General features: G+C 37.0%; 24 protein-coding genes and 3 tRNA genes. 16 read left to right on the forward strand and 11 right to left on the reverse strand.

Annotation, left to right across the window (positions count from 1 at the left end; translation table 11 throughout):
• Window positions 1–190 precede the first annotated feature (190 nt).
• Window positions 191–973 (reverse strand): ParB/RepB/Spo0J family partition protein, encoded by a 783-nt coding sequence (locus BMX18_RS06035; RefSeq protein ID WP_093815625.1) that lies wholly within the window; start codon window positions 971–973, stop codon window positions 191–193.
• A gap of 65 nt (window positions 974–1,038) precedes the next feature.
• Entirely contained in the window at window positions 1,039–2,295 is a 1,257-nt protein-coding gene (locus tag BMX18_RS06040; protein WP_093815627.1) for a S1C family serine protease, read from the reverse strand.
• Between the two features lie 215 nt (window positions 2,296–2,510).
• On the opposite strand from BMX18_RS06040, the gene rlmH reads away from it, so the two are divergent.
• Complete coding sequence (gene rlmH, locus BMX18_RS06045) at window positions 2,511–2,990, forward strand: 23S rRNA (pseudouridine(1915)-N(3))-methyltransferase RlmH (RefSeq protein ID WP_074564722.1); 480 nt, start codon at window positions 2,511–2,513, stop codon at window positions 2,988–2,990.
• A 92-nt stretch (window positions 2,991–3,082) separates the two neighbouring features.
• Here rlmH and BMX18_RS06050 read toward each other — a convergent pair.
• Window positions 3,083–3,156: transfer RNA gene (locus BMX18_RS06050), tRNA-Arg, on the reverse strand.
• Window positions 3,157–3,487: 331 nt separating this feature from the next.
• Between BMX18_RS06050 and BMX18_RS06055 the strand changes: the two genes are divergently transcribed.
• Together BMX18_RS06055 and BMX18_RS06060 are read left to right on the forward strand one after the other, a co-directional pair.
• Window positions 3,488–3,559: transfer RNA gene (locus BMX18_RS06055), tRNA-Glu, on the forward strand.
• A 31-nt stretch (window positions 3,560–3,590) separates the two neighbouring features.
• Window positions 3,591–3,664: transfer RNA gene (locus BMX18_RS06060), tRNA-Asn, on the forward strand.
• Window positions 3,665–3,810: 146 nt separating this feature from the next.
• On the opposite strand, the gene BMX18_RS06065 is transcribed toward BMX18_RS06060, so the two are convergent.
• The 3 genes from BMX18_RS06065 to BMX18_RS06075 all read right to left on the reverse strand — a co-directional run bounded on the left by BMX18_RS06065 (window position 3,811) and on the right by BMX18_RS06075 (window position 9,070).
• Entirely contained in the window at window positions 3,811–6,387 is a 2,577-nt protein-coding gene (locus BMX18_RS06065) for a YfhO family protein (protein WP_093815629.1), read from the reverse strand.
• 94 nt (window positions 6,388–6,481) lie between these two features.
• The gene (locus tag BMX18_RS06070) at window positions 6,482–8,104 is read right to left on the reverse strand and encodes an ATP-binding cassette domain-containing protein (protein ID WP_074869659.1); all 1,623 of its coding nucleotides are present in this window, start codon (window positions 8,102–8,104) and stop codon (window positions 6,482–6,484) included.
• Between the two features lie 93 nt (window positions 8,105–8,197).
• Window positions 8,198–9,070 carry a YitT family protein gene (locus BMX18_RS06075; protein ID WP_093815631.1) on the reverse strand — a complete coding sequence of 291 codons (873 nt, stop codon included), beginning with the start codon at window positions 9,068–9,070 and terminating at the stop codon, window positions 8,198–8,200.
• 470 nt (window positions 9,071–9,540) lie between these two features.
• On the opposite strand from BMX18_RS06075, the gene trpS reads away from it, so the two are divergent.
• The 3 genes from trpS (at window position 9,541) to BMX18_RS06090 (ending at window position 13,382) form a co-directional block, all read left to right on the forward strand.
• Window positions 9,541–10,563 carry a tryptophan--tRNA ligase gene (trpS, locus tag BMX18_RS06080; RefSeq protein WP_074482269.1) on the forward strand — a complete coding sequence of 341 codons (1,023 nt, stop codon included), beginning with the start codon at window positions 9,541–9,543 and terminating at the stop codon, window positions 10,561–10,563.
• Window positions 10,564–10,789: 226 nt separating this feature from the next.
• Window positions 10,790–12,271 (forward strand): IMP dehydrogenase, encoded by a 1,482-nt coding sequence (gene guaB, locus BMX18_RS06085; protein ID WP_074965488.1) that lies wholly within the window; start codon window positions 10,790–10,792, stop codon window positions 12,269–12,271.
• A gap of 244 nt (window positions 12,272–12,515) precedes the next feature.
• Complete coding sequence (locus tag BMX18_RS06090) at window positions 12,516–13,382, forward strand: GRP family sugar transporter (RefSeq protein ID WP_093815633.1); 867 nt, start codon at window positions 12,516–12,518, stop codon at window positions 13,380–13,382.
• Between the two features lie 64 nt (window positions 13,383–13,446).
• Here BMX18_RS06090 and recF read toward each other — a convergent pair whose 3' ends face one another.
• Window positions 13,447–14,541 (reverse strand): DNA replication/repair protein RecF, encoded by a 1,095-nt coding sequence (gene recF, locus BMX18_RS06095; protein WP_093815635.1) that lies wholly within the window; start codon window positions 14,539–14,541, stop codon window positions 13,447–13,449.
• A 2-nt stretch (window positions 14,542–14,543) separates the two neighbouring features.
• Window positions 14,544–14,927, reverse strand: coding sequence for a S4 domain-containing protein YaaA (gene yaaA, locus BMX18_RS06100; protein WP_093815637.1), 384 nt, complete (start codon window positions 14,925–14,927; stop codon window positions 14,544–14,546).
• 86 nt (window positions 14,928–15,013) lie between these two features.
• Here yaaA and yfmF point away from each other — a divergent pair, with 86 nt between their 5' ends.
• The 9 genes from yfmF to BMX18_RS06145 all read left to right on the forward strand — a co-directional run bounded on the left by yfmF (window position 15,014) and on the right by BMX18_RS06145 (window position 23,239).
• Complete coding sequence (yfmF, locus tag BMX18_RS06105; protein ID WP_006531474.1) at window positions 15,014–16,258, forward strand: EF-P 5-aminopentanol modification-associated protein YfmF; 1,245 nt, start codon at window positions 15,014–15,016, stop codon at window positions 16,256–16,258.
• Window positions 16,259–17,548 carry an EF-P 5-aminopentanol modification-associated protein YfmH gene (yfmH, locus tag BMX18_RS06110; protein ID WP_074564709.1) on the forward strand — a complete coding sequence of 430 codons (1,290 nt, stop codon included), beginning with the start codon at window positions 16,259–16,261 and terminating at the stop codon, window positions 17,546–17,548.
• A 65-nt stretch (window positions 17,549–17,613) separates the two neighbouring features.
• Complete coding sequence (locus BMX18_RS06115) at window positions 17,614–18,564, forward strand: helix-turn-helix domain-containing protein (RefSeq protein ID WP_039696093.1); 951 nt, start codon at window positions 17,614–17,616, stop codon at window positions 18,562–18,564.
• Window positions 18,565–18,576: 12 nt separating this feature from the next.
• Complete coding sequence (gene pgsA, locus BMX18_RS06120; protein ID WP_039696094.1) at window positions 18,577–19,131, forward strand: CDP-diacylglycerol--glycerol-3-phosphate 3-phosphatidyltransferase; 555 nt, start codon at window positions 18,577–18,579, stop codon at window positions 19,129–19,131.
• A complete protein-coding gene (locus BMX18_RS06125; protein WP_039696095.1) occupies window positions 19,128–19,967 on the forward strand; it encodes an energy-coupling factor ABC transporter ATP-binding protein in 840 nt (279 codons plus the stop codon). Before pgsA ends, BMX18_RS06125 begins: the two co-directional genes overlap by 4 nt.
• Window positions 19,943–20,785, forward strand: a complete 843-nt coding sequence (locus tag BMX18_RS06130; RefSeq protein ID WP_074564705.1) for an energy-coupling factor ABC transporter ATP-binding protein — start codon at window positions 19,943–19,945, stop codon at window positions 20,783–20,785. Before BMX18_RS06125 ends, BMX18_RS06130 begins: the two co-directional genes overlap by 25 nt.
• Complete coding sequence (locus BMX18_RS06135) at window positions 20,778–21,575, forward strand: energy-coupling factor transporter transmembrane component T family protein (RefSeq protein WP_039696097.1); 798 nt, start codon at window positions 20,778–20,780, stop codon at window positions 21,573–21,575. Before BMX18_RS06130 ends, BMX18_RS06135 begins: the two co-directional genes overlap by 8 nt.
• Before the next feature lie 138 nt (window positions 21,576–21,713).
• The gene (locus BMX18_RS06140) at window positions 21,714–22,319 is read left to right on the forward strand and encodes an aggregation-promoting factor (RefSeq protein WP_074561052.1); all 606 of its coding nucleotides are present in this window, start codon (window positions 21,714–21,716) and stop codon (window positions 22,317–22,319) included.
• Between the two features lie 251 nt (window positions 22,320–22,570).
• Window positions 22,571–23,239 carry a transglycosylase SLT domain-containing protein gene (locus BMX18_RS06145; protein WP_093815639.1) on the forward strand — a complete coding sequence of 223 codons (669 nt, stop codon included), beginning with the start codon at window positions 22,571–22,573 and terminating at the stop codon, window positions 23,237–23,239.
• A gap of 28 nt (window positions 23,240–23,267) precedes the next feature.
• Here BMX18_RS06145 and BMX18_RS06150 read toward each other — a convergent pair whose 3' ends face one another.
• The 3 genes from BMX18_RS06150 to sdaAB all read right to left on the reverse strand — a co-directional run bounded on the left by BMX18_RS06150 (window position 23,268) and on the right by sdaAB (window position 25,547).
• Complete coding sequence (locus tag BMX18_RS06150; protein WP_015695833.1) at window positions 23,268–23,903, reverse strand: HAD hydrolase-like protein; 636 nt, start codon at window positions 23,901–23,903, stop codon at window positions 23,268–23,270.
• An 88-nt stretch (window positions 23,904–23,991) separates the two neighbouring features.
• Window positions 23,992–24,864: an L-serine ammonia-lyase, iron-sulfur-dependent, subunit alpha gene (gene sdaAA / locus BMX18_RS06155; RefSeq protein WP_093815641.1), complete on the reverse strand. Its 873-nt coding sequence runs from the start codon at window positions 24,862–24,864 to the stop codon at window positions 23,992–23,994.
• An 11-nt stretch (window positions 24,865–24,875) separates the two neighbouring features.
• Window positions 24,876–25,547: an L-serine ammonia-lyase, iron-sulfur-dependent subunit beta gene (sdaAB, locus tag BMX18_RS06160; RefSeq protein ID WP_015695832.1), complete on the reverse strand. Its 672-nt coding sequence runs from the start codon at window positions 25,545–25,547 to the stop codon at window positions 24,876–24,878.
• Between the two features lie 258 nt (window positions 25,548–25,805).
• Here sdaAB and mnmA point away from each other — a divergent pair, with 258 nt between their 5' ends.
• Window positions 25,806–26,927, forward strand: a complete 1,122-nt coding sequence (mnmA, locus tag BMX18_RS06165) for a tRNA 2-thiouridine(34) synthase MnmA (RefSeq protein WP_074564673.1) — start codon at window positions 25,806–25,808, stop codon at window positions 26,925–26,927.
• The last annotated feature ends 23 nt before the right edge of the window (window positions 26,928–26,950 follow it).

The following is a 26,950-nucleotide window of genomic DNA, read 5'->3' on the forward strand; positions in this document are numbered from 1 at the left end:
TTGTGGATAATTCATAAATTATTTTAACATAAAATCTCAAAGTTTTCCACAACTGTGAAAATAAAAAATCCACACTGTTTATAGGAGTTTTCCACAGGGTGTGGACAACACAGAAAAAGGCCTAAAATCAGTGATTTTGGCCGCTTTTTCTTGTGGAAAACTATGAAATTTAAAAAGAGAAATTCACAAGCTATTTTAGCCTGTTGATAATTCTGTTTAAGTCTTCTTCTGATTGAAAATGTAATTGTAAGTCTCCTTTAAAGCCACTTTTAGAAAGTGATAAGGTGACAGGGAGACCTAATAATTTTGATAATTCTTCTTCTTGATGACGGATAAAAATATCTTTTTTGCTTACTTTAGAAGATGTTTTTTTCTTTTTGACGGATTTTACAGATTGTTCGAGTTTGCGAACGCTCATATCTTCGCTCAGAATTTTTTGGTACCACTTCTCCTGCTCTTTTTCGTCCTTAAGTGTCAGCAGCACACGCGCGTGTCCTTGAGAAAGTTCACCTTTTTCGACGGCATGAGAAATAATCGTCGGTAAATTCAATAAGCGCAAGCAATTAGTGATATATGGTCGTGATTTTCCCATAAATTGTGCCAACTCTTCGTGAGTCATTTGGTTTTTATCGAGTAATTGCTGATAAGCCTTGGCTTCTTCAATAGGATTGAGGTCAGAGCGCTGCAAATTTTCGACAATGGCAAGCTGCATGCTTTCTTGATTAGTAATGTCTTTTATAATTGCAGGAATTTCGCTTAAACCAGCCATTTTTGAAGCTTTGAGGCGTCTTTCGCCTGCAATGAGTTCATAACCAAAAATATCTGATTTACGGACGATTATTGGTTGTATAAGTCCATTTGCTTTTATCGAGCGAGAAAGCTCTTCTAATTCTTCTTGCTTAAATTTCAAACGAGGTTGGTAAGGATTTGGAGCAATATCGTCAATAGGTATGAGATTAAGTGTTTCAATCATAGTTTTTCCCTTTAAAAAATGAAGCTGAGAAGCTCAGCCTCATTAGTTTTTAGTTTTAAATTAAATTATTGATTTGATGAAGAAGAGAGGTCTTGTGTTGTTTTCGTTAGTTTAATAGTTTCTGTTTTCTTGTCAGTACCACGATAGAAGGTTACCTTAATAGAATCTCCAGTTGAATGACCGTAAAGGACACTTTGAAGATCTGTGATAGAAGAAACATCTTTATCATCGATAGCTGTAATCACATCGTATTTTTTAAGTGTTCCTTCAGCAGGCATACCTGATTGAACTGAAGCAACGACGATACCGGCTGTGACGCTAGTTGGAATATTTAGGCGACTGATTGTTGTTGTTGACAAATCGCTTAGGTTAGCCATTGTGATACCAAGTGCTGGACGGATAACTTTTCCGTTTGCTTCTAATTGATTAATAATTTTAACCACATCATTAGCTGGAATAGCAAATCCCATACCTTCTACAGAATTACCTGATCCAGAATCTGAGGTAGAAGAAATTTTACTTGAATTAATACCAATCACTTGTCCTTCAATGTTAATCAAAGCACCACCAGAGTTACCTGGGTTAATAGCAGCATCAGTTTGGATAGCATTAGTTGAAATTGTTTCGCCATCATCGTTAGTCATTGTGACTGTACGGCTTAGACTTGAGATAATCCCTTGGGTTACTGAGTTAGCGTAATCAGTACCTAGAGGGCTACCAATAGCAATGGCTGTTTCACCAACAGTAATTTTATCTGAATCAGCAAATTCAGCTACTGTTGTGACTTTATCAGAAGAAATTTTGACAACGGCGATATCTGAGTAAGTATCGGCACCGACTAATTCACCAACTACTTTTGTACCGTCAGAAAGCATGATTTCGATTTGACTAGCGCCATCGACAACGTGGTTATTAGTAACGACGTAAGCAGAATTGCCATCTTTTTTGTAAATAACCCCAGAACCTTCACTAGCGATGCTTAAATCACTATCTGAGCCATTATTATTAGTGTTATTATCTAAATTGCCACCAAACATTTGCATATACAAATCATTTGAAGAGCTATTTGATTGATAATTGATGACTGATACGACTGCTTCTCCCACTTTTTCGACAGCTTTTGTCGTATCATTAGTATTTGAGTAACTTACTTTACTTGTTGTGGTTTTTGTACTTGAACCACTAACATTATTAATAGAGATGCCAGCCATATTCAAAATGAGTAGGGTTCCAGCAACTCCTCCGATGAAACCAACTAAAATAACGGATAGTGGTTTAAGGATTTTTTTGTAATTGACTTTTCGAAATTTTATTTTTTTCACGTCTCTTCCTCCCTTTTTTTATTCACAGATAGCATATAAAAAACGACTTAATTATACCTTAAAAGGGAAAAAAAATAAAGTAATCCACAGGTTGTGGAAAACTTTTGAAACTTGTTCAAAAATCCCCAAATTATAGCGATATTAAGCCTCATTCTAGATTGTTAACATGTGGATAATGTGTGAAAAGCTTGTGAATATGTGGTAAAATAGAAGGCATGAAAGTAAAAATTATTGCTGTTGGAAAATTAAAAGAAAAATACTTAAAAGATGGTATTGCGGAGTATGGTAAACGCATGAGTCGCTTTGCCAAATTTGAAATTGTTGAGTTGCCCGATGAAAAAACACCAGATAATGCGAGTGAGGCGCAAAATCACCAAATCATGGAAAAAGAGGGTGACCGTATTTTAGCTAAAATCTCTGAGCGCGATTACGTCATTGTTTTAGCTATTGAAGGTAAACAATTCCCATCAGAAGAATTTAGTAAGATTATCGCCGATGCAACTTTGAGAGGTTATTCAGACATTGTATTTGTCATTGGAGGTAGTCTAGGTCTAGCTGACAAGGTAAAAAAACGTGCAAATCTCAAAATGAGTTTTGGTTTACTAACTTTACCTCATCAGTTAATGCGCCTAGTTTTATCTGAGCAAATTTATCGAGCTTTCATGATACAACAAGGAAGTCCTTATCATAAGTAAAAAGCAGTTCAATTTGAACTGCTTTTTCTAGTTTCATGTGAAACACTACTAGTGGAGAAAATAAAAAAGCCGGCTAAAGCCGGCTTAAGATTTGATCCCAGCAGGATTCGAACCTGCGACCGTTCGCTTAGAAGGCGAATGCTCTATCCAGCTGAGCTATGAGACCATATCAACTTAATCATTCTATCAAAATAACAGCTTTTCTGTCAACTAAAAATCGTACTTTACGCTAGCCTGGGTGGTTTTTAAAAAGTAAAGAATAGGTAAAAGAAAAAAATACTTTTTTACTAGTAAACAATTTTCTTATTTACCGAAAGTTCACCTGTAAATGCTTGATATTAAAGGCTTTTTAGCACGTTAAAATTGTTTGAATTTTTTGGCGATAATTTAGTGCAAAAAAACTTCAAAAAAAGTAAAAAAAATTGAAAAAAACTATAGACAAAGAAAAAATATCTGGTATAATAATAAGAGTGTTGAGGGGAAATCCTAAAACTTCTGGTCCGTTGGTCAAGGGGTTAAGACACCGCCTTTTCACGGCGGTAACACGGGTTCGAATCCCGTACGGACTATAAAACTACTGCTTAGCAGTTTTTTTGTTTATCCGGCATAGCTCAGTTGGTAGTAGCGCATGACTGTTAATCATGATGTCGTAGGTTCGAGTCCTACTGCCGGAGTGATAAGACACCTTCCTAAGTTTTACTTAGGATTTTTTATTGCTTAAAAAGAGCTAGAACAATTGTTCTAGCTCTTTTGGTGCTTATAATCTGTATTTATGGTTTCCAAATAATTAGGCAAATAAAAAGTATCCCTTGGATACTTTTTATTTTTTTCGTTTTCTCGCGATATTGTAACAGATAAATAGGAGGAGTCCAACTGATGATAACATCACTCCTTCTTTAAAGCCTGTAGGCAGATAAGTCAGAACGACTTTGCCTTTTCCAGACTTGACGTCAACTTTCATAAAGCCGTCTTGAGCTTTTGATAAAGTGATTTTTTGGCCATTTTGAGTAGCTGTCCAACCTTTATCGTATGGAATAGTAAATAAGAGTGATGAAGCCTTGTCGGCTTTGTAGGTAGCTGTTACAGTGTTTTTATTGGTAGTAACTTTAACCTTTTGGCGATTAATGATTTCCATAGCCTTTTGATAGCTTGTCGTATCTAAGGCATAAAAGTTTGATTGGTTAAAGGATACTTGGTTATTTTCAGGGAATGAAAGAGTAACATGCAAAGTTTGACTATCTTCAAAATATCCAAGATCAAAGAAAGTGTAGGCATTATCAGTTGTATATTCTGCCGTTTTACCATTGACAGTAATTTGGACCTTCTGGCTATTTTCATTAGAGAAGGTGATATTTGGAACGCTGATATAAAGTTGCGTATTAGGAGCGACAGTAAGGTTATAATCAGCATGCGAATTTAATTGTCCGTCATTACTAGTGGTTACACGACCATTTAGAAGATTAGCTCCTCCTGATAATTGGGAAGCCACACGCGTGAAGTATTTTTCAGATAAGCCAGTGAGATTGTTCATCCAGTTAGTTTGGTTGTCAAGCGTGTTGACACTGAAGTCAATATCTTTGTAAAGACCATTGGTTAGAATTGCTAATTGGCTAGCGTATTGATTTTCATATAGTGATGTATTACCAGAGTTATCAAGGTAACGGAATCCAAATTTGTTGACATCAGTTTCTGAAAGATTGTATTTGACAGCAAATAAACTATCCATTAGCAAGGTATTATTTTGATAACGAAGGTTTAGATTCGTTCCAGTTGACTTAAAACCAAGTCGATCTAGTGTGCTGCTGGATGTCGTGTTTCGAATAGATGAGAACTGAGAAATACCATGATAATTGTATTTCATGCTGTCATTACCTGTTTGAGGAAGGAGCTCCTCGGTACGATAAAATGTCGTGTTTAGTTTTTGACTTTTTTGAATGAGTTTTTCAGTATCTGTCAAATTAAGCTCATAACTTTGACGAGAAGGAAAGACCCATTCGCTATTTAGGGCTGTAATTTGATAATAGGTGTTAAGTGAAGTTTCAAATACTGTAAAGAGAAGTGTAAAGCTAATGAATAAATTAAATGTTAAATACTGCTTAGCGTAGCTAATTAATATAATGGTGTAAGCAGCTAAGAAAGAAAAGGTGATAATGATTTGTGGTGCTTCTAAAAATTGATAATGATTTTTGAGCAGTACCGTAGTTAAAAAGCCAAGTCCTAGTGGAACAATACCAATAAGGTAATGCTTAACAGTTAATTCTTTGAGACGTGACAACGTTTTTGCGGCCAAAAGAATCACCATTAGTGAAAATGCCCAAGAATAACGGTGCAGAAACATATTTGGTGAGTGCATTCCTTGCCACATTAAATCTAATGGTTCAAGGTAAAAACTAGCAATAATGAGTAGTAAAACAATACTGTAAGCTAAACGTGTTTGCCATTTGATTGACTTGATGGTAAAGAAGATAATAGCTAAGATTAAAGGGAAAATACCTACGTAAATCATAGGGATTGAGCCAAACTTTGTTGTGTCATAAGCACCAACAAAGTTTTTGGCAAATAAGTCTAGGAACCACGAATTTTCTGTAAACCATTCTGTAAAGGTAGAGAATTTCTCACCGTGCGTTGACAGGTCCAAGTAAGTAGGTAGCAGCATGACACAGCTAGATACCCCAGCTAAGATTGACACTACTGTAAAGTCTACAAATTGACGTCCAATTACTTTCAAGCGGCTTTCCTTGCTGATTTGAACAAGAAAATAAAGCACTAGGAAAATGGCAACCATATAACCAAAGTAGTAATTTTGAATAAAGAGAATGGTTAAAGTAAGGTAGTATAAGATGAATTTTTTCTGATTTAGTAATCGGTTAAGTCCTAGAATAATGAGCGGCAAAAGGATGAAAACATCCAGCCACATATTAATCTCAATCTGGCTAATAGCAAAGCTCATCAGCGCATATGAGCTTGAGAGGATAACGGTAAATGGTTTTAATACCTTTGGATACAGTTGGCGTAGGCTATAAAAGCTAGTTAATCCCATGCAAGCAACTTTTAACAATGTAAAGAGATAAATGGCATTGGGCATGCTTTTTAAGCTAAAGAAGTAGACAAAAGGTGAGAAGAAACTACCAAGATAATAGCTGATTAAAGCATAAAAATTTAATCCCAGCCCACTGGTAAAGGTATAAAAGAGACTATCTGAACCGTGTAAAATATTTCGTAAATTTTCAGCGAAAATAACGTATTGGTGAAAGCCATCACTAGCTAAAATAGTTGTCTCACCATTAAAGGAAATATTTTCAGCCAAAAGGGCTAGAAATAAAATTACAAAAGGTAAGAAGAAAGCTGTTAGGTAGTAAATGGTATTATTTGTTAGTTTAAAAGATTTTAGTTTCATAATGTTAGTAAGACAGGTTGAGATAATAATCCCAACCTGTTTCTTTTCTATAATGTAAAATATGGTAATGTCGTTTTAGATTACGACATGATGATTAGTCTTTCCAAAGTTCTTTAACTTTTGCTTGAACTTCTTCATTTTCAAGGAATTCATCGTAAGTTTCATCGATACGGTCAATCACCCCATTTTTAGAAATGACAACGATGTGGTTGGCAAGTGTTTGGATGAACTCGTGGTCGTGACTCGCAAAGATGATAGATTCTTTGAAGTCTTTCAAGCCATCATTCAAGCTTGAGATTGATTCCAAGTCTAAGTGGTTAGTTGGGTCATCAAGGACAAGAACGTTTGATTTGAGAAGCATCAATTTAGAAAGCATCACGCGCACTTTTTCTCCCCCTGAAAGAACGCTAACTGATTTGTTAACTTCATCTCCAGAGAAGAGCATGCGACCTAGGAATCCACGAAGAAATGTGTTATCGTCTTCTTCTTTAGAAGCAAATTGACGAAGCCATTCAAGGATTGATTCACCTGAAGCAAAATCACGTGAGTTATCTTTTGGAAGGTAAGAGCGACTTGTTGTAACACCCCATTTGATAGTTCCTTCGTATTCGATATCATCCATCAATGCACGAATAAGAGCTGTTGTTTGAATATCGTTTTGTCCGATGAAGGCTGTTTTATCACCTGGACGTAGGATAAAGCTGATGTTATCGAGAACTGTTTCACCATCGATTTTAACAGACAAGTTTTCGACTGTTAGAAGGTCCTTACCAAGTTCACGCTCAGCTTTGAAGTTGATGAATGGGTATTTACGACTTGATGGAACAATTTCTTCAAGTTCGATTTTATCAAGCATTTTCTTACGAGAAGTAGCTTGTTTTGATTTAGAAGCGTTGGCAGAGAAGCGAGCAACGAATTCTTGCAATTCTTTGATTTTTTCTTCTGCTTTAGCGTTACGGTCAGCTTGCAGGCGAGCAGCAAGTTCAGATGATTGTTTCCAGAAATCATAGTTACCGACGTAGAGTTTGATTTTACCAAAATCAAGGTCAGCCATGTGTGTACATACTTTGTTCAAGAAGTGACGGTCATGGGATACGACGATGACTGTATTTTCAAAGTCAATCAAGAAATCTTCTAACCAAGTAATTGATTGGATATCAAGACCGTTGGTTGGTTCGTCAAGAAGAAGAACATCTGGTTTACCAAAAAGAGCTTTGGCAAGGAGAACTTTCACCTTGTCACCATTAGCAAGTTCGCTCATGTTTTGGTAGTGAAGTTCTTCTGGAATATTAAGGTTTTGGAGCAATTGTGAAGCTTCACTTTCAGCTTCCCAACCGCCAAGCTCAGCGAATTCACTTTCTAATTCTGCTGCGCGGACACCATCTTCATCTGAAAAGTCAGGTTTCATGTAGATAGCGTCTTTTTCTTTCATGATATTGTAAAGGCGTTCATTCCCCATGATAACGACATCAATCGCACGTTCTTCTTCGTAGTCAAAGTGATTTTGACGAAGAACAGATAGACGTTCGTCTGGACCAAGGGAAACATGACCTGTTGTTGGTTCAATATCTCCTGCCAAGATTTTTAGGAATGTAGATTTTCCTGCACCGTTGGCACCGATTAAACCATAGGTATTTCCAGCTGTAAAGTTGATGTTAACCTCATCAAACAGTTTTCTATCGCTGAAACGTAGTGATACATCAGAAACTGTAAGCAATTTTTCACCTCATATTATTTATCTATAAGCTCATTGTACATGAAAAAGCCCCAATTTTCAATTAGAGAAGTGGGGCTTTGAGTTACGTTTGGATTACATTGGTAAAATGGCGTCTTTTTCGTTGAGTTTGTAGTATTTTTTAAGGCTGAAACCACGTCCCATAACTTGTGTTGCGGGCATAACAACGATAAAGGCTGCTTCGTCGATTTTTTGAATATTTTTTTCTAAACGAGGGACTTCTTGGCGAGAAACGGTTGTCATTAACATGGTTTGATGGTCGCCAGAAAAGCCACCAGTAACAGGGATTTCAGTGACACCACGGTCAGCTTCTGTTGAGATATAGTTTTTGATCAAGTCATTTTTAGGTGAAATAATCATCAAGTTACGAGATGAAGTAACACCGATTTGCATGCTATTTACCACGTATCCAATAACGAGTAAAGCAATAATCGAATACATTACTGTGTCAGTATCAAAGGCGATAAATCCCATAGCTACACTACAACCATCGACAATCGTCATGGCTACTGCTAAAGGAAGCGGTGTGTATTTATGGAGAATTTGGGTGATAATACCAGTACCACCAGTTGAAGAATTCCCCCAGAAAACAACTCCTAAACCAAAACCACAGATAATAGCTCCAAACAGAGCAGCTAGTAGCGGATTATGAGTCAGATTTGGTAGATTTTCTGTCAATTTGACAAAAATAGAATAAATCCATGACCCATAAATGGTTTTGAAGAAAGTTTCTTTTCCAAGGAAAAGCCAACAAGCTAACAATAAAGGAACGTTGGTAATCATAACAAAGTTACCAGGATTCCAGCCAAATAAAGCTTTCAAGCTGACCGCTAAGCCGACCACACCACCAGATGCAATATGATTTTCAAGGAAAAAGCAATTGAAGCCAACAGCGGCAATAAAAGCTCCTGCAGTTACGAGTGCAAAATCAATCAGTCTTTTTTTCATAGTTAATCCTCTTTTTTATAACAAAACAAACGATTATATTATGGCAAAGAAGCAGCTTAACGTCAAGATTTTTGGGCAAAAGGAGTGTTTGGAAAATGCTAGTTTTAATCTTTCTAATTTAATTAAAACACAAAATGTATAATTATTCTTCGAGCATAAAAGAGCTCAAAATGCTGTACAAACTTGACAAAGAACCCAGAATTTCATAAAATGAAGAAGATTCAGAAGAGTAATGTAAACGCGTACTTTTAGAGAGCTGATGGTGCTGTGAATCAGTAGTAAGCTTACATGAATGGGCTGATGGTAAAAGAGAATAATCTTTACATGAACCGTGTAAATTTTTATATAGTGGTAAGAGATGGTAGGCTAGTTCTATCAATTGAGGTGGTACCGCGTATTGACAACGCCCTCACGTAGTTTAACTACGTGGGGCTATTTTTTACTTTTGAAATTAATTTTGAGGTGATAATATGGCAAAACCAATTATTTTAACAGGTGACCGTCCAACAGGTAAATTGCACCTAGGACACTATGTTGGAAGTCTAAAAAATCGTGTTCTTCTACAAAATGAAGATAAGTATGATATGTTTGTCTTTTTGGCAGACCAACAAGCTTTGACAGACCACGCTAAAGAGTCTGAGATTATCAGAGAATCAGTTGGAAATGTTGCTTTGGACTACTTGTCAGTAGGACTTGATCCAGCTAAATCAACGATTTTCATTCAAAGTCAAATTCCTGAATTGGCTGAATTGACAATGTACTACATGAATCTTGTTTCATTGTCACGTCTAGAACGTAACCCTACTGTTAAAACAGAAATTGCTCAAAAAGGATTTGGTAGCTCAATTCCAACAGGATTCTTGGTTTACCCAATTTCACAAGCCGCAGATATTACTGCTTTTAAAGCTAATTATGTGCCAGTCGGAAATGACCAAAAACCAATGATTGAACAAACACGTGAAATCGTACGTAGCTTCAATCACACTTATAAAACAGATGTTTTGGTTGAACCAGAAGGTATCTTCCCTAAAAATGAAGCAGCTGGTCGTTTGCCAGGGCTAGATGGTAATGCGAAAATGTCTAAATCTCTTGGAAATGGTATTTATTTGTCTGATGATGCTGACACTGTTCGTAAAAAAGTAATGAGCATGTACACAGATCCTAACCACATTCGTGTTGAAGATCCAGGACAAATTGAAGGAAACATGGTTTTCCATTACCTTGATATTTTTGGACGTGAAGAAGATCAAGCAGAGATTGCTGCTATGAAAGAACACTACCAACGTGGTGGTCTTGGTGATGTGAAAACAAAACGTTACTTGCTTGAGATTCTTGAACGTGAATTGGCACCAATTCGTGAACGTCGCTTAGAATATGCAAAAGATATGGGTGAAGTATTCCGTATGCTTGAAAAAGGAAGCGAAGCTGCGCGTGAAGTTGCAGGGCAAACTCTTGCTGAAGTTAAAGCAGCTATGGGGATTAACTACTTCTAAAATCGACAGAACTCTGAGGCAAATGCCTTGGAGTTTTTTTGGCAATTAGTAACATGTGTTTTAAATGAGAATTGCAAAAATAATCAGTCTAATATAGGAAAGAATTTTTGGAAAAAAATTGAATTTAATTTGTTGACAAATGAATTTAGCGTGTTATTATAGTAACAATAAAAAATTAGCTAGGGTTAAAAATCCCCTACAAATATATAGAAAAGAGGGTTATTTAATGTCAAATTGGGACACTAAATTTTTGAAAAAAGGTTACACTTTTGATGACGTACTACTCATTCCTGCTGAAAGTCATGTTCTTCCAAATGAAGTTAACATGCAAACAAAACTTGCAAAAAATTTGACATTGAACATTCCTATCGTGACAGCTGCTATGGATACTGTTACTGACAGTAAAATGGCAATTGCTATTGCACGTGCGGGTGGTCTTGGTGTTGTTCACAAAAATATGTCAATTCAAGAACAAGCAGAAGAAATCCGTAAAGTAAAACGTTCAGAAAATGGTGTTATTATTGATCCTTTCTTCTTAACACCTAAACATTCTGTCTCTGAAGCAGAAGAGTTGATGCAACGTTACCGCATTAGTGGTGTTCCGATTGTTGAAACCCTTGAAAATCGTAAATTGGTAGGGATTATCACAAACCGTGATATGCGTTTCATCTCAGATTACCATGCTCCAATTTCAGCACACATGACAAGTGAAAAATTGGTAACAGCTCCTGTTGGAACTGATTTGGAAACTGCAGAACGCATTCTTCACGAACACCGTATTGAAAAATTGCCTTTGGTTGATGAAGCTGGACGTTTGTCAGGTCTTATCACTATCAAAGATATTGAAAAAGTTATTGAATTCCCTAATGCCGCTAAAGATGAATTCGGTCGTCTTTTGGTTGCAGGTGCTGTCGGTGTTACTTCAGATACATTCGAGCGTGCTGAAGCCCTCTTTGAAGCAGGTGCAGATGCCATTGTTATCGATACTGCTCACGGTCACTCAGCTGGTGTTCTTCGTAAAATTGCTGAAATTCGTCAACACTTCCCAGAACGTACATTGATTGCTGGTAACGTAGCAACTGCAGAAGGTGCACGTGCCCTTTACGAAGCTGGTGTTGACGTTGTTAAAGTCGGAATTGGTCCTGGTTCAATCTGTACGACTCGTGTCGTTGCAGGTGTCGGTGTTCCTCAAATTACTGCTATTTATGACGCAGCAGCTGTTGCGCGTGAATATGGTAAAACAATTATCGCCGATGGTGGTATTAAATACTCAGGTGATATCGTTAAAGCTTTGGCAGCAGGTGGTAATGCTGTAATGCTTGGTTCTATGTTCGCTGGTACAGATGAAGCACCGGGTGAAACTGAAATCTACCAAGGTCGTAAATTTAAAACTTACCGTGGTATGGGATCAATTGCAGCTATGAAGAAAGGTTCAAGCGATCGTTACTTCCAAGGTTCTGTTAACGAAGCTAACAAACTTGTTCCAGAAGGAATTGAAGGTCGTGTAGCTTATAAAGGTGCTGTAGCCGATATCGTCTTCCAAATTCTTGGTGGTATTCGTGCTGGTATGGGTTATGTTGGTGCTGAAAATATCTCAGCTCTTCATGAAAAAGCTCAATTTGTTGAAATGTCAGGAGCTGGTTTGATTGAAAGTCACCCACACGATGTTCAAATTACAAATGAAGCGCCAAACTACTCAGTACACTAAGATAGACTGAGATTAATAATTAAATCTCTGATAAGTTCGTAAACTTATCAGAGATTTTTTTGTGTAGGCCTTTACAAAATGCTATGTTGTATGGTAGAATATGTAACTATGTTCGCAAAAAACATGAAATTTTCTTTTACTTTTCTGAAAAAGCGTTTTCATAAAAAGCGAATAGTTAATTATATATTTACAACAGTGTAAACAACGTTTACTAATCTGTAAAACATATCGTAAAGGAGAAAAAATGCAGGGTATTTTATTTGCATTAATTCCCATGGTAGCATGGGGAAGTATCGGGTTTGTCAGCAACAAAATTGGAGGTAAACCAGATCAACAAACATTAGGAATGACTTTAGGGGCGCTTTTATTTGCCTTTGTTGTATGGTTGTTTGTTCAACCAGAAATGTCAGTATCACTTTGGGTTGTCGGGATTATTGGTGGTATGCTTTGGTCTATGGGTCAAAACGGTCAATTCCGCGCAATGCAATACATGGGTGTTTCAGTAGGTAACCCATTGTCAAGTGGTGCTCAACTTGTATTTGGTAGCTTGATTGGTGCCATTGTATTTGGTGAATGGGGCAAACCAGTTCAATACACACTTGGTATTATTGCTTTGCTTCTTTTGGTTATCGGATTCTATTTTACAAGTAAACGAGATGCTGAAAAAGTTGAAACTAGCGAACTTACTGACTTTGGTAAAGGTTTCCGTGCTTTGACTTACTCAACAGTTGGTTACCTTTCTTACACTATTCTATTTAACAACATCATGAAATTCGATGCTTTAGCTGTTATCTTCCCAATGGCCGTAGGTATGGTACTTGGTGCTGTTATGTTCATGAAATTTAACGTTAAATTTGAAACAGTTGTTATCAAAAACGCAATCGTTGGTTTGATGTGGGGTGTTGGTAACATCTTCATGCTTCTTGCAGCTGCAAAAGCAGGTCTTGCTATTGCCTTTAGTTTCTCACAATTAGGTGTTATTATTTCTATTATGGGTGGTATCCTCTTCTTGGGTGAAACAAAAACACGCAAAGAAATGCGCTGGTTGGCAATTGGTATTGCATGCTTTGTTCTTGGTGCAGTCTTACTAGGAATTGTTAAATCTTACTAATTATCATTGACAGTAGTGTCAATTTAATTGTAAACATAAAAAGAGCTGGCTTTTGCCAGCTTTTTTAGTTTTCTTCAATATTTCCTTGATTAACAGTGAAAATTTTCAACTCTTCTGGAAGTTGTGATAAATGTTCAAGACTTGTTGTTGTGATAAAGGTTTGAACATTTTTAGCAATAATCATTTTTAATAACTCTGTTTGTCGGTAGTTATCTAGTTCACTCATAACGTCATCAAGAAGAAGGATTGGGTAATCACCAGTGACATTCTTGATAAGTTCAATCTCAGCCATTTTAAGAGATAAAATCAAGCTACGGTGTTGTCCTTGGCTACCAAAATGAGCAGACATGTCATTGATGAAAAATTCTAAATCATCACGATGAGGACCTGCGCCGGTATTTTTTTTGAAAATATCACGTTTGCGATTCTTTTCCAAAGTTTTTAAGAAGTATTCTTTGATTTCACTTTTTTCTTGGAATGGCACAGATGATAGATAGCGAATTTTTAAATGTTCTAGGCCATTAGAGATGGCATAGTGATAGCGGTCGGCTTCTTTTTCGAGATTAGAGACGAAATCTAAGCGATGTTCCATGACGCGGCTACCAAAATCAGCTAATTGCTCATCAAGGACTGCTAAAAAGTCGATGTCAACTTTTTCAGCGGTTTTTAGGTAAGTGTTACGTTGTTTAAGGACATGATTGTAATTAGACAAATCAGATAGGTAGACAGGTTTGATTTGTCCTAAATCAATATCAATAAACTTACGACGGAGGCTAGGTGCTCCTTTGATAAGTTGTAAATCTTCAGGTGCAAATAAGACGACTGTCATCACTCCGATGTAGTCGGATAATTTAGCTTGTTTGAGGTGATTAACTCTAGTGACTCGTCCTTTACTTGATAGATTGATTTCCAAAGGAACTGTCCCAGTTGAGCGTTGCAGAATACCTGAGACGCGGAGTTCTTTTTCTTGAAAATGAATCAGCTCTTTGTCTAAGCGTGTACGGTGGCTGCGAGTTAAAGATAAGAAATAAATAGCTTCTAAGAAATTTGTTTTTCCTTGAGCGTTTTTCCCGATAAAGACATTTAGCCCGGGAGAAAATTCAAGCTCATTGGTTAAATAATTGCGATAATTTTTTAAGGCTATTTTTTGAATCCACATGCTTAAGTTCCTGGGAAGCGAACGGGTTTGCGTTCTTTAGTTGGCTTCGTTTGTTTTTTCGCTTGTTTTTGTTTCTTATCTTTTTTATTTTTAGCGTTTAATTCTTTAACGATAGCAGCAACACGAGCTTTTTCAGCTAAGGCTTCAAGATGTTCATTCTTTTCTTCATCTGTTGGCGCGATAATATCGATAGTGATACCGTCTTCTGGAATGCTTACAACATCACCGAGACGAATTTTTTTACCGCGACGTTTTTCATCCTCGCCGTTGAAGAGAACGGTTGTTTCTGCTAAATAGGCTTTAATAGCACCACCGCTTTGGATAATACCTAGTTCTTTTAGTAAAGCTTGCAAGGTAATATAGTCATCAAATAATTTGTATTCCATCGTTTTCTCCATTTTATAATTCAAGTAATTATAACATAAACGTGGTATAATTTTAGCTAATAAAGTGTTTTAGTAAGGAATTTGTAATGAAAATAGTTGATGGTGTTGAATTACATCTAATCAAAAATGAAAAATTCAAAATGAACCATATTACCTTTCGATTTTCAGGAGAGTTCAGCCAAAAAACGGTAGCCAGACGTGTTTTGGTGGCTCAGATTTTAGCAACGGCTAATGAGAAATACCCGACGGCACAGCGTTTTAGAGAGCGTTTGGCAAGCCTTTATGGAGCGACTTTGTCAACCAAGGTATCAACTAAGGGATTGGTTCATATTGTTGATATTGAACTAACTTTCATGAAGAATCAGTATGTGATGACTACAGAAAATCTCTTGGAAGAAGTGATTGAATTTTTATATCAAGTTCTTTTCTCACCGCTTGTAACAGTTGAGCAATATCAGTCTAAATTATTTGAGCTTGAGCAAGCGAACTTAATTAATTATTTAAAAGCTGATAAGGATGATAGTTTTTATAGTAGTGAGCTAGGTCTTAAAAAACTTTTCTTTACGAACCCAGCTTTTCAAACATCAAAATATGGGACAGCTGAATTAGCAGTCGCTGAAAATTCTTACACGGCTTTTCAAGAGTTTCAGAAAATGCTTCGTGAAGATCGCTTGGACATCTTTTTATTGGGAGAGTTTGATGACTATCGCATGTTACAATTGTTCAATCGATTTCCTTTTGAAGACCGTCAAAAAGATTTAGTATTTGACTACCAACAAGAATTTAGCAACATTGTTCAAGAAAAATTAGAAGTCAGAGAAGTTAATCAGTCTGTTTTGCAGTTAGGTTATTCTTTCCCAACTAGATATGGTGACAAGGATTACTTTACACTTCTTGTCTTTAATGGTTTGTTTGGAGGTTTTGCTCATTCTCGTTTATTTACAGAGGTTCGTGAGAAAGAAGGACTTGCTTATACTATCGGAAGTCATTTTGATATCTTTACAGGTTTACTGAATGTTTACGCTGGTATTGACAAGAAGAATCGCAATCGAGCGATGCAATTAATTAACAAACAATTTTCAACGATTAAGGTAGGTCGCTTTTCAGAAGCCCTTCTTAAGCAAACGAAGAAAATGTTACAAGTCAATTTAAGATTGGCAGGAGACTCTCCAAAAGTATTAATTGAGCGTAGTTACAACGGTCAATATTTGAAGAATCATTACAGCGTTGACGATATGATTGACAACATTGACAAGGTTAGTAAAGCTGATGTGATGCAACTAACTAGAAAGATTAAACTGCAAGCACTGTATTTTTTGGAGGGAAAGTAAGTGACAAAATTAGTTGAAAAAGTTTTCCCTGAAATTGGTGAAACTTTGTATACTGCTGTACTGGAAAATGGATTGAAAGTTTTTTTGATTCCTAAGACTGATTTTCAAGAGTCTTGTGGGATGTTGGTTGTTAATTTTGGCTCCCTTGACAATAAGTTTACACTAGATAAAAGTGAAAAATGCTATGAGAAGGGGATTGCTCATTTTCTAGAACATAAGTTGTTTGAATTGGAAGATGGTCAAGATGTTTCAGAGCTATTTACAAATGCCGGTGCCAACAGTAATGCCTTTACAACCTTTGACAAAACATGTTTTTATTTTTCAACGGTAGATCATTTAAATGAAAACTTAGACTTGTTGCAGCATTTTGTGGCAGATACTGCCTTTACAGATGAGTCAATTGAGCGAGAAAAATCGATTATCGGTCAAGAGATTGACATGTATCAAGATGATGCGGATTATCGACTTTATCAAGGAATTCTTGAAAATTTATATCCTAAAACTGCTCTTGCTCAAGATATTGCTGGAACTCAAGAAAGTATTGCCAATATTTCAGTAGCGGACTTGAAAGAAAATCATGATGTCTTTTATTCTCCACAGGAGATGACACTCTTAGTCGTTGGCAATTTTGATAAGGATGACATCTTTAAGCAAATCCAAGAAAGTCAAAAGGGAAAAAATAAGACAGCTCATCATCTTGAGCGTCAAGAATTGGCTTACGAATCTGTTGTGCCGAAGGCATCGGTTCAAATGGAAGTGACACAACCTAAACTAGCTATTGGCTTAAGAGGCCCTGCTTTATCAGAAGGAGAATCTACCTTGCGTCAAGAATTAGCCTTGAGATTATTTTTTGCGATGATTTTGGGTTGGACTTCAAGACGTTATCAAGAACTTTATGAAAATGGTCAGATTGATGACTCATTTGATTTTGAGATTGAAGTTTATCAAAATTTCCAATTTTTGATTATTTCTTTAGATACTTCAGTACCGATTGCTATGGCAACGAATCTGCGACAATATTTAAGTAAAGTAGCAATGTCTAGTGATTTGGAGGATTTGTCAGAAGAACATTTTGAAATTGTTAAAAAAGAATTGTATGGAGACTTTTTCAAGAGTCTAGATTCAATTGATAACCTTTCAGCGCAATTTATCAATCATCTTGCTGATGAGGAAACTTATCTATCGGTTCCTAAACTATTAAAGACTTTAAGTTTTGAAGAAGTTCTTAAAAGAGGAAATGATTTCTTAAGTCAATCAGACGCGACAGAATTCACAATCCTTCCAAAATAAAATCGAAATACTTGTTAAAATTTGCTATAATAAATCTGATTATATTTTATTAAAGGAAACCTTGTATGAGAGAAGAAACGATTGGTGAAATCTTAAGAAAAGGTCGAGTTGCCAAAAACTTGACACTAGAAGATGTTGAAGAAAAAACAGCAATTCCTTCACCACATCTTTTAGCATTAGAGTTAGAAAAATTTAAATTAATTCCTAAAGATGAAGTTGAAACTTACCTTCAACAATATGCGGAATTGGTAGATGTAGATGCAGCAGAACTATTAAAGCGCTATCGAGCACAAGTATTTGCATCAAGTATTGAAACAGCACCAGTAGTTGCTGAGGATGAGAAAATTACAATCGTACCAAGTCATAAAAAAGTAGCTAAAACAGCTCCAGTTTCAGTTTCTAAACCTAAACCTGAGCCTAAACCTGAACAGACAGATGATTTTGGTGTTGGTTCACGTTCAAGTCGTTATAAAAGTTCAGAAAAAACAGCAACTTATCTTCCGATTATTCTGCTTTGCTTAGTTGCTTTAGGAATTTTAGCTTTTGTTTCATTTGTCACTTGGACACAGCTTCAAAGCGATAGCAATCAAGCAAAACCAAGCTACTCTGTTGTTCATAGTTCATCATCAAGTAGCTCATCAACTCCAGAAAGTTCATCAACCAGTGAATCTTCTTCATCTGAAGAAAAATCATTGAAGATGGAAACTGAAGGAGGCGGAAGTAATTTAACGGTTAATCTATCAAATGTTACAGATAGTTTGACAGTTGACATCAGCTTAGCTGGTGCTGATAGCAGTTGGGTTTCTGTAAGCAATTCAGAAGCTGGCGATGCTGGAACACTTCTTTCTTCAACAGGAGTTTCAAGCTATTCAGCAACCCTTCCTGCAGGTACAAAAACATCTGTGATTACACTAGGAGTCACTGCAGGTGTTAACGTTTCAATCAATGGTCAAGCGGTAGATACATCAGCTTTGACAAGTACAACATTAAGTTACATTACAATTAATATTCAATAATAAGGTAGGAAAATGAAAATCGATTTTACAAAAAAAGAAAACATTCCTAATTTGTTAACATTAGGTCGCATTGTTTTGATTCCAGTATTTATCTTGATTCTTTGTATCTGGAATAGCGTAGCTGGACATGCTGTTGCAGCAGTTGTTTTTGCGCTAGCAAGTATTACAGACTACTTAGATGGATACCTTGCAAGAAAATGGCAAGTTGTTACAAACTTTGGTAAATTTGCCGATCCATTGGCTGATAAAATGTTAGTGATGACAGCGTTTATTATGTTAGTTGAATTGGGAATGGTTCCTGCGTGGATTGCTGCGATTATTATTTGTCGTGAGTTAGCAGTAACTGGTCTTCGTTTACTACTTGTTGAAAATGGTGGAACAGTTTTAGCAGCTGCTATGCCTGGTAAAATCAAAACATTTACTCAAATGTTTTCAATTATTTTCTTACTTTTGCATTTTTCAATGATTGGAACACTTTTGCTTTATGTCGCTTTGATTTTCACAATTTACTCAGGATATGATTATTTCAAAGGGGCAGGATTCCTCTTTAAGGACACATTTAAATGACAAATAGTATTGACGTCAAACATTTAAAATTCAAATATACTGATCATCAAGAACATTACACCTTAGATGATTTATCGTTTCACGTGAAACAGGGAGAATGGTTATCCATTATTGGCCATAATGGTTCAGGAAAATCAACCACAGTTCGTTTAATTGATGGGCTTTTAGCAGCTGAATCAGGTCAAATCTTTGTTGAGGGAGAACTCTTAACTGAAGAAAACGTGTGGAACATTCGTCATAAAATTGGAATGGTTTTTCAAAATCCAGATAACCAATTTGTTGGTGCGACAGTTGAAGACGATGTCGCATTTGGGTTAGAAAACAAGGGAATTCCATTAGAAGAGATGCAAGCACGTGTCAAAGAAGCCCTTGAATTAGTTGGCATGTCAGCTTTTGCAGACCGTGAACCAGCTCGTTTGTCAGGTGGACAAAAACAACGTGTGGCTATTGCAGGTGCTATTGCTATGCGTCCTAATATTATTATTTTGGATGAAGCGACTAGTATGCTTGATCCAGAAGGACGCTTAGAATTAATTCAAACAATCAAAGAGATTCGCGACCAATATAATATGACCGTTGTGTCGATCACTCATGACTTGGATGAGGTTGCGCTTAGTGATCGTGTCTTAGTCATGAAAAAAGGAAAAGTTGAGTCAAGCTCAACCCCACGCGAACTTTTTGCTAGAGGAGAAGAATTATTGACTTTGGGATTGGATATTCCTTTTTCAGCCAATCTTATCTCTACTTTAAAAGACAAAGGGTTTGAATTTACAGAGAATTATCTTACGGAAAAGGAATTAGAAGATCAGTTATGGGAATTACTCTTGAAGGCGTAAATTATACATATCAAGCGGGGACACCTTTTGAAGGGCGTGCCCTTTTTGACATTAATCTTACTATAAAAGAAGGCTCATATACAGCCTTTATCGGCCACACTGGGTCAGGTAAGTCAACAATCATGCAACTTTTGAATGGTCTTAACGTCCCTACAGAAGGGGCTGTTATTGTTGATGATATTAAGATTACGGCAAACTCAAAAAATAAGGAAATAAAACCCGTCCGTAAAAAGGTTGGATTGGTCTTTCAATTTCCTGAAAGTCAGCTTTTTGAGGAAACAGTTCTTAAGGATGTGGCATTTGGACCACAAAATTTTGGTGTTTCTATAGAAGAAGCTGAACAGTTAGCGCGTGAAAAACTTGCCATGGTAGGAATTCATGAAGAATTTTTTGAAAAGAATCCTTTTGAGCTATCTGGTGGTCAAATGCGTCGTGTGGCTATTGCTGGGATTCTAGCCATGGAACCAGAGGTTTTGGTTCTAGATGAACCGACAGCTGGCCTAGACCCTAAAGGACGCCGTGAATTGATGACTTTATTTAAAGAACTGCATCAAAATGGCATGACAATTGTTTTAGTGACTCATTTAATGGATGATGTTGCCAATTATGCTGATTATGTTAATGTTCTTGAAGGTGGTAAATTGGTTCGCTCAGGTTATCCTAAAGAAGTCTTCCAAGATGTCGCATTTCTTGAAAGTAAACAACTTGGTGTTCCTAAAATTACGAAATTCGCTCAGCAACTTGTCAAACGCGGCTTACATTTAGATACTTTACCAATTACTATAGAAGAATTTGCAGAGGTGGTGAAACATGGATAAATTAATACTTGGTCGTTATGTACCTGGAGATTCCTTAATTCATCGTCTAGACCCTCGTAGTAAACTCCTATCAATGATTTTATACATTATCATTGTTTTCTGGGCCAATAACCTTGTGACCAATCTATTGATGATTGCTTTTACTTTAGGAGTTGTCTTTCTATCGAAGATTAAACTTAGTTTCTTCTTAAAGGGTGTTCGTCCGATGATTGGAATTATTTTATTCACGACCTTATTTCAAATGTTCTTTACACACGGTGGTGAGACCTATTTCCAATTTGGTATTTTGAAAATTACTAGCTACGGGTTTAATCAAGCAATATTAATTTTCATGCGTTTTGTTTTGATTATCTTCTTTTCAACGCTATTAACCTTGACGACAACGCCTTTAAGCCTTGCTGATGCTGTGGAGTCATTGTTGAAGCCATTTGTTCGTTTTAAGGTTCCTGCTCACGAAATCGGCTTAATGCTGTCTTTGAGTTTACGTTTTGTCCCAACATTGATGGATGATACGACACGTATTATGAAAGCTCAGCGAGCGCGTGGGGTTGATTTTGGTGAAGGAAATCTCATTCAAAAGGTTAAATCAATCATTCCAATCCTTATTCCGCTCTTTGCTTCAAGCTTTAAACGTGCGGATGCTTTGGCTCTTGCTATGGAAGCACGTGGCTATCAAGGTGGAGATGGACGTACAAAATACCGAATTTTACAATGGAAAATCAAAGATTCGGTGACCATTTTGCTTGTCATAATTTTAGGAATTCTCTTATTTTATCTTAAAGAAAGCTAAAACGCCTAATCTGTAGGCGTTTTCTTTATATTATAAGAATCTAATTGTAATATTTTTAATATAACTCTAAAGCCAGAGTAACATTAAGTCTGTATTATATAGCCTGTACTAATTTTTGAAACAAAAAAGGAGCATATAATGCAAACAAATATTTTTAAAACTAAATCGAAATCTATTAAACTTGGTCTTGCCGGTGTAGCCGCAGCAGCAGCACTTATTGCCCCAGCAGTTGCTAACGCTGATTCATACACAGTAAAATCAGGTGATACACTTTCTGAAATTGCTGTAACTTACAACACTACAGTTGAAAAATTGGCTTCAACTAACCAAATCGCTAACGTTGACTTCATCACTGTAGGTCAAATCTTGGAACTAGATTCAGAAGCTACTGCACCAGCAGCAACTACAACTGAAACTGCAGCCGTAGAAGCAGCTCCAGCAGCTACTGATAACTCAGCGGCAGCAGCACCAGCAGCACAAGCTGAAACAACAACTACTTCTTACTCATCAAACTTGGGTACTTCAGATGCTCAAGCTAAAGAAATCATTGCTCAACGCGAATCAAGCGGTAGCTACACAGCTCAAAACGGTCAATACTATGGTCGTTACCAATTGACAATGTCATACCTAAACGGAGACTTGTCAGCTGAAAACCAAGAACGCGTTGCCGATTCATACGTAGCAGGACGTTACGGTTCATGGTCAGCAGCCCTTGCATTCTGGAATGCTAACGGTTGGTACTAAGATAAGAGACTTTTCTTAGAGTTAATATTATTTACTATTTAGCGAATTACCAGTATTAGATAGATAAGCTTGAAGAATTTATCTTCAAGCTTTTTTATGTCTACAAAAGCTTGAATTTTAGCGTTTTCATAGTAAAAACGATGTTAATTTCAATATCTCTGTAATATTTTTAACATATTTTCAATCTGAGAGTAATAAATAAATTATATGATAGGAAACAGGAGTTCTAGAGAGGTATATATTTATTTAACATGTATAGTAGGATTACTAAAGCAAAACATAGAAAAATTAGAAATATTATTGTCAGCATCCTTGGAGCTATTTTAGTTGTAGCGATGGTTGTTGTCCTTATTCCAAAAATAGAAGCATTCGCAGAAACTATTACAACTCGTTCAGAGGCAGGAGCTGCGAAAGCTGTGTCAACAAGTTCTGAAAGCTCTGAAGTGTCATCAACAAGTATCAGTTCAACTACAGCAGAATCAGAAGAGTCTAGCAGTAGCTCATCAGAAGAAACTGAAGAAGTTGAGGCATCTTCTACCGAAGAGGTTCAAGAATCAGAAGCAAGTTATGCTGAGGTTGCTCCAGCTAATGATAATACAACGACTGTAGCTGCTGCGCCTACACCATCTTCAACGACAGCCCAAACGGCACCATCAGTAGCTTCAAATGGTAATACAGCAGGTGCTGTTGGTTCAGATGCTGCTGCCCAAATGGCTGCTGCAACAGGTGTTCCACAATCAACTTGGGAAGCTATCATTGCACGTGAATCTAATGGAGATCCAACGGTTGCCAATGCTTCAGGAGCATCTGGTTTATTCCAGACTATGCCAGGTTGGGGATCAACTGCAACAGTTCAAGATCAAATTGCAACAGCAATTAAAGTTTACAATACTCAAGGACTGTCAGCTTGGGGATACTAATTTAATAGAAGAAAAAGCACTAATCATCCTATAAAGATGATAGTGCTTTTTTAATATCGTATGGATGGTGACAGATACTTTCTGCTCCATGTTCTTGTAAACTTTCTAGGCTACCAAATCCCCAGGTTACCCCAAGTCTTCGAACTCCTGTTTTTTGTCCACCAATCATATCAAACTTTGTATCGCCGATGATAACAGCTTCATGCGCTTGAATGCCTTGTTCCGTTAGACAGGCCTTAATCACATCAGCTTTGTGGAAGTGCTCGGGAGTAGACCCATAGACTTTTTTAAAGTGTGAAATAATACCAAGCTCTGTTAACATCAAGTTAGCCATAGGTTGGTGCTTACTTGTGGTAACAAATAGTGAGTAATTTAAGTCATTTAATTCTTGTAGAGCTTCTGCGATACCAGTGTAAAGAGAGACTTGGTGGACTCCTTTTTCACCATAGTAATCTCTAAAGGTTTTGATAGCATGATTAACCTCGTCAGCTTGCTCAAAATAATGACCGAAAGTGACTTCTAGAGGTGGTCCGATAAATGTTGACAATTGTTTGTCAGTTTGTAAAGGTAGTTGTAACTTTTCAAAGGCATAATTAAATGCTGCTTTAATACCAGGACTTGAATTTACTAGTGTTCCATCAAGGTCAAATAAGATAGATTTCATGTTTACTCTCCTGTAAATTTTGTCAACAATGATTGACAAATACGTCAATTAGCAAGGAACCAAACAAATAGTATTCGAATACTATCGTCTATTCACCAAAGATTTTAGCTTGTAAGCGACGACCAGTAGGTGTGGCTGCTAAACCACCTTCAGCAGTTTCTCTAAAGGCTGTTGGTAAACTAGATCCTACTTGGTACATGGCATCAACAACTTCATCAACTGGAATTTGTGATTTAATGCCAGCCAGTGCCATATCAGCGGCAACTAAGGCAAAACTAGATCCAAGTGCGTTGCGTTTGACACAAGGAACCTCGACAAGACCAGCGACAGGGTCACAGATCAAGCCTAGCATATTTTTGATGACAAAGGCTACAGCTTGACTAGCTTGATAAGCAGAGCCTCCAGCAGCTTTGACAAGAGCAGCTGCGCTCATGGCTGAAGCAGACCCGACTTCGGCCTGACAGCCACCTTCAGCACCAGAAATAGAAGCGTTATTTCCAATAACCAGTCCAAAGGCACCAGCAGTGAATAAGAACTCTAACTGCTCTTCTTCAGAGAGGTTTAATTTATCAATAGCCGTTGTTAAGACAGCAGGTAAGCATCCAGCAGAGCCTGCTGTTGGAGTTGCACAGACAAGTCCCATTTTGGCGTTTAGTTCGTTGACAGCAATTGCGTTTCGGACAGCTGTTAAAATGGTTGTATCAGACAAGTTTTTACCTGATTTTAAGTAGGCATCCATCTTGACAGCGTCTCCGCCTGTCAGCCCACTAATTGATTTACTAGGAGTGAGTCCATCAGTAACAGAATTTTTCATGACTTGAAGATTTTTCTTCATGATATGAATAATTTCATCACGGCTACGTCCGCTCAATTCTGTTTCTGTGGAAATCATTAGCTCAGCAATATTGCCGTTAAAGTCTTTATCGGCTTGTTCAACTAATTCTTTAATAGAATAAAACATTCTTTTCCTTTCTAGTCAAAGAAATTGACATTGTGTAGGTGCGGAATGTGCTGGATTTGTTCCACAGCTTTATGACAATCACGTGAGTCAACTTCGATAATCATAATGGCTTTTTCCCCAGCGCGTTCGCGGGTCACATTCATTTGAGCAATGTTGATATTGTGTTCAGAAAGAATATCTGTTACTTTAGCAATCATACCAGGAATATCTTGGTGAACGATAATAAGAGTAGGGGTATTCATTTTAAGAGAAACAGAGAAGCCATTGAGTTCAGTAACTTCAATATTTCCTCCACCAATTGATACACCTGTGATACTCATGCTTTTATCACCTTTTTCAACGGTAATCTTAGCAGTATTTGGGTGAGGGGCATTACTGTCCTTTAAAATATCCCAATAAATGCGTACCCCTTTTTGGTGAGCGATTTCTAATGAATTTTTAATATCTGGATTGTCAGTATCCATTCCTAGGATACCGGCAACGAGTGCTTTATCAGTTCCGTGTCCACGGTAAGTTTTAGCAAATGAATTATATAAATGAAATGTTACGGAATCAGGAATTTCTCCGAAAATAGAGTTAACAATTTTTCCAATACGAACAGCACCAGCAGTGTGGCTGCTTGATGGGCCAATCATAACAGGTCCGATAATATCAAAGACGGATTGGAATTTTAGATTTTTCATATCTACTCCTTCTAGAATCTATGCTTACTTATTATAACAAAGGAAAGGAATTGGGTAAACGATAATAAATCGCTTACTTTCATAGAAAATGAGAAAAAGATTTAAAAATAAGTCTAAATGCCTTACATAACTGGAAATTCATGTTATAATAGTCTTCGCGTGGATTTCTGCGCTCAAAATCGACCTTCAAATCGATTTTTGAAAAACTGGGCCCTTCAAGCCTATGTTCGAAAAAAATATCTTGATGGGAGGATTATCATGACAGATAATTCAAAAACACGTGTTGTTGTTGGTATGAGTGGAGGCGTTGATTCGTCTGTAACTGCTCTTCTTTTGAAAGAACAAGGTTACGACGTTATTGGTGTTTTCATGAAAAACTGGGATGACACAGATGAATTCGGTGTGTGTACAGCAACCGAAGATTACAAAGACGTAGCAGCTGTTGCTGACCAAATCGGCATTCCGTATTATTCTGTTAACTTTGAAAAAGAGTACTGGGATCGTGTCTTCGAATACTTCCTTGCGGAATACCGTGCAGGACGTACGCCAAATCCAGATGTAATGTGCAATAAGGAAATCAAATTTAAAGCCTTCCTTGACTACGCTATGACACTTGGTGCTGATTATGTGGCAACTGGGCACTACGCACAAGTCTCTCGCGATGAAGATGGTACAGTTCACATGCTTCGTGGTGCAGATAATAACAAAGACCAGACTTATTTCTTGAGTCAATTGTCACAAGAACAATTGCAAAAAGTAATGTTCCCACTTGGTCACTTGGAAAAACCAGAAGTGCGTAAAATTGCTGAACGCGCGGGACTTGCAACAGCTAAGAAAAAAGATTCAACAGGAATTTGCTTTATTGGTGAAAAGAACTTTAAACAATTCCTTAGTCAATATTTACCAGCTCAAAAAGGTCGCATGATGACTGTTGATGGCCGTGATATGGGTGAACACGCTGGTTTGATGTATTACACAATCGGTCAGCGTGGAGGTCTTGGTATCGGTGGTCAACAAGGTGGCGACAATGCTCCTTGGTTTGTTGTCGGAAAAGACCTTTCAAAAAATATTCTTTACGTTGGTCAAGGTTTCTACCATGAGTCACTAATGTCAACTAGCCTTGATGCTTCAAGTATTCACTTTACACGTGATATGCCTGAAGAATTTACAATGGAAGTTACTGCAAAATTCCGTTATCGCCAACCTGATTCAAAAGTTACTGTTCATGTTAAAGGTGATAAAGCAGAAGTTGTCTTTGATGAACCACAACGTGCTATCACACCAGGTCAAGCTGTTGTATTCTACGACGGTGAAGAATGTCTAGGTGGGGGAATCATCGATATGGCTTATAAAAATGGCGTTGCTTGCCAATACATCTAATTGACAACTTTGTAAAGAAAGGT

The organism is Streptococcus sp. 45 (assembly GCF_900108865.1).
GTDB lineage: Bacteria > Bacillota > Bacilli > Lactobacillales > Streptococcaceae > Streptococcus > Streptococcus ruminicola.